Source organism: Mesorhizobium sp. M2A.F.Ca.ET.067.02.1.1 (genome assembly GCF_004023285.1).
GTDB lineage: Bacteria > Pseudomonadota > Alphaproteobacteria > Rhizobiales > Rhizobiaceae > Mesorhizobium.
Genome location: NZ_RZSB01000656.1, coordinates 1 through 3,403, shown reverse-complemented (window position 1 = coordinate 3,403; position 3,403 = coordinate 1). Strand labels below are relative to the sequence as shown.

Below are 3,403 nucleotides of genomic sequence, written 5' to 3'. Positions count from 1 at the left end.
CCGGCACCTGCTCAGTAATCAGGCTGCAGCTTGAAAACGAACGGCCCGCCGAGAGGCGGGCCGCTTGTTTATGTCGCTGTCTCCAGCTTCGGAAAATGCTCAAGTAGCACTCCGCAGAGATCTTGGCCGGTCGGCTCCGTTTGCATTGGCAGGTGGCATGCCTTGGAGATTGGCCGAAACGCCCATCGCGATCGTCATTCCAGTCTAATCATCCGTCATGGGACTGGCCGGCCAGGGCAGCCGATGGCGCAACTCTTCGACCAGGACCCGCTCATTCTCCGAATAGTCGATCGGAACGACGACGAGATTGACGCCGCCCGCGGCAAAGGCCCGCTCCAGGGCCGGTCTCAGCTCGGCGATGGCGCCTACCCTGGTGCCCTTGGCGCCGTAGGCTTCGGCATAGCGGACGAAATCGGGATTCCCGAAGGTCATGCCGAAATCGGGAAAGTCGTCGACCGCCTGCTTCCAGCGGATCATGCCGTAGGCATGGTCCTCAATGATCAGGACCACGAGGTTGAGCTTCAGCCTGACGGCGGTTTCCAGCTCCTGGCTGTTCATCATGAAGCCACCATCGCCGCAAATCGCCATGACGCGGCGTTCTGGAAAAAGCATCGCCGCCATCATCGCCGACGGCAGGCCGGCACCCATCGTGGCCAACGCATTGTCGAGCAGCAGCGTGTTGGCGACGCGCGTGCGGTAGTTGCGCGCGAACCAGATCTTGTACATGCCGTTGTCGAGCGCCAGGATGCCGTCGGCCGGCATCACCGCGCGCACGTCGTGCACCAGGCGCTGCGGCGTGAAGCGGTCCTCGCTGTCGCGCGCCGCGATGCGGTTCAATATCCCCTCGCGCAGCGGCAGCAGTGCCTGTGCGTTGGGAATGTTGCCTTCCAGGCGGTCGGCCAGCAGCCTGAGCGACGCGCCGATATCGCCGATCACCTCGGTTTGCGGGAAATAGACCTGCTCGACAGTGGCCGGCTGGTAGCCGACATGAATGACCTTGGGACCGTCGGCGCCCATGATGAAGGGTGGCTTCTCGACCGTGTCGTGGCCGATCGTGATGATGAGATCCGCCCGCTCGATCGCCTCATGCACATAGTCGCGCTCGGACAGGGCGGCTGTGCCCATATAGAGCTCGGTCCCACCCGGCACCGTGCCCTTGCCCATCTGGGTGGTGAAATAGGGAATGCCGGTCCGCAGGACGAACTGGGCGAGGTCCGAGGTCGAGCGCGGCCGCGAGGCGGCGGCGCCCATCATCGCCAGCGGCCGCTCGGCCTCGATGATCATCCGCGCGGCGCGGTCGAGCGCAAGCGGGCTCGCCAGCGGCAGCTCGACCGGGTGCGGCGGAATCGGTGCCACCGCGTCGCATTCCTCGGCGGCGATGTCTTCCGGCAGCTCCAGATGCACCGGTCCCGGCCGCTCCTCGCCGGCCACCCGGAAAGCCTCGCGCACCACGCCCGGGATCATCCTGGGCGAAACGATCTGACGCGAAAGCTTGGTCAGGGGTTTCATCGCCGCGACGACGTCGACGATCTGGAACCGGGCCTGCCTGGACGACCTGACGCCCTTTTGTCCGGTGATCATGACCATCGGCATGGCCCCGAGCAGCGCGTAGGCCGCGCCTGTGGTCAGGTTCAAGGCGCCCGGGCCAAGCGTGGTGATGCAGACGCCGGGCCTGCCGGTGAGCCGGCCGTGGGTGGCGGCCATGAACGCGGCCGCTTGCTCATGGCGGGTCAGGACAAGCTCGATCGAGGATTTGCGAATGGATTCGACGACGTCGAGGTTCTCTTCGCCCGGTATGCCGAAGATGCGGTCCACGCCTTCATTCTCGAGGGCGGCAACAAGCAGATCGGAGCCTTTGGACACGAGGTATCTCCTAGAGCGTTTCACCGTTTCATAGAAACGGCGAACCGCTCTATCTCTTTGTTTTTACGCGATTCCGGACGGAATACCGCTCACACTTTTCCTGGAATTGCTCAAGCGAACCTTGCGAGACGAGCCATGCCGAACGCTGACGCGTATCGCCCTCGGTTCGGGTCTAGATATGAATAGGTTTGAAGAAGGTTGCCAGCGCCGCTTCCTTCACCGCTTCCGACATCGTCGGATGCGCGTGGCAGGTGCGGGCGAGGTCCTCCGACGAGCCGCCGAACTCCATCAGCACCGCCGCCTCGTGGATCATCTCGCCGGCCCCGAAGCCGACGATATGGACGCCGAGCACGCGGTCGCTCACCTTGTCGGCCAGGATCTTCACGAAGCCGTCGGTGTGCAGCATGGCGCGCGCCCGGCCATTGGCGCTGAACGGGAATTTCCCGGCCTTGTAATCGATGCCGGCCTTCTTCAGTTCCTCCTCGGTCTTGCCGACGGATGCGATCTCCGGACTGGTGTAGACGACGCTCGGGATGACGTCGTAGTTCACGTGCCCGGCCTGGCCGGCGATGATCTCGGCCACCGCAACGCCCTCGTCCTCGGCCTTGTGCGCCAGCATCGGTCCGGCGATGACGTCGCCGATGGCATAGATGCCGGGCACGTTGGTCCTGAGATGCGCGTCGGTCTTGACCCTGCCGCGCTCGTCTAGCTCGACGCCGGCCTCCTGCAGCCCCAGGCTGTCGGCATAGGGCCGGCGTCCGGTGGCGACCAGCACCACATCCGCCTCGATCGTCTCAGTGGCACCGCCCTTGACCGGCTCGAAGGTCACGGTCGCGCCCTTCTTGGCCTTGGCCACACCCGTGACCTTGGCGCCGAGCTTGAACTCGAAGCCCTGCTTGGTGAGCAGCCGCTGGAACTGCTTCGATACCTCACCGTCCATGCCGCCCAGGATGTTGTCCAGGAACTCAACCACCGTGACCTTGGCGCCGAGCCTCGCCCACACCGAGCCGAGCTCCAGCCCGATGACACCGCCGCCGACCACCACGAGACGCTCCGGCACCTTGGCCAGCGACAGCGCGCCGGTGGAGGACACGATCACCTTTTCGTCGAAATCAACCTTGACGCCCGGAATGCCGGCGACATCCGAGCCCGTGGCGATGACGACATTCCGGGTCTCGATCTCCTCGACCTTGCCGTCCTCGCCGGTCACCGAAACCTTGCCGGCGGAGATCACCTTGCCGGTGCCGCGGAAGGAATCGATCTTGTTCTTCTTGAACAGGAAGGCGACGCCGTTGACGTTTGACGCCACTGTCGTGTCCTTATGCGCCATCATCTTCTTCAGATTGAGCTTCGGCGCCGGTATCTCGACGCCCAGCGTATCGAAGGCATGGCCAGCCTCGGCGAACATCTCTGAGGCGTGGAGCAGCGCCTTCGACGGGATGCAGCCGATGTTGAGGCAGGTGCCGCCGAAGGTGGCGTTCTTCTCGACCACCGCCGTCTTCAGCCCGAGCTGCGCCGCCTTGATGGCACAGACATAGCC

Annotated in this window: 2 protein-coding genes; both read right to left on the bottom strand. The window is 64.4% G+C overall.

Translation table 11 applies throughout. From position 1 onward, the window contains the following. Positions 1–204: 204 nt before the first annotated feature. Complete coding sequence (locus EOA28_RS29445; RefSeq protein ID WP_127250216.1) at positions 205–1,863, bottom strand: acetolactate synthase large subunit; 1,659 nt, start codon at positions 1,861–1,863, stop codon at positions 205–207. A gap of 172 nt (positions 1,864–2,035) precedes the next feature. Next, a partial coding sequence (gene lpdA, locus EOA28_RS29440; protein WP_128315558.1) for a dihydrolipoyl dehydrogenase occupies positions 2,036–3,403 on the bottom strand: 1,368 nt, incomplete at its 5' end.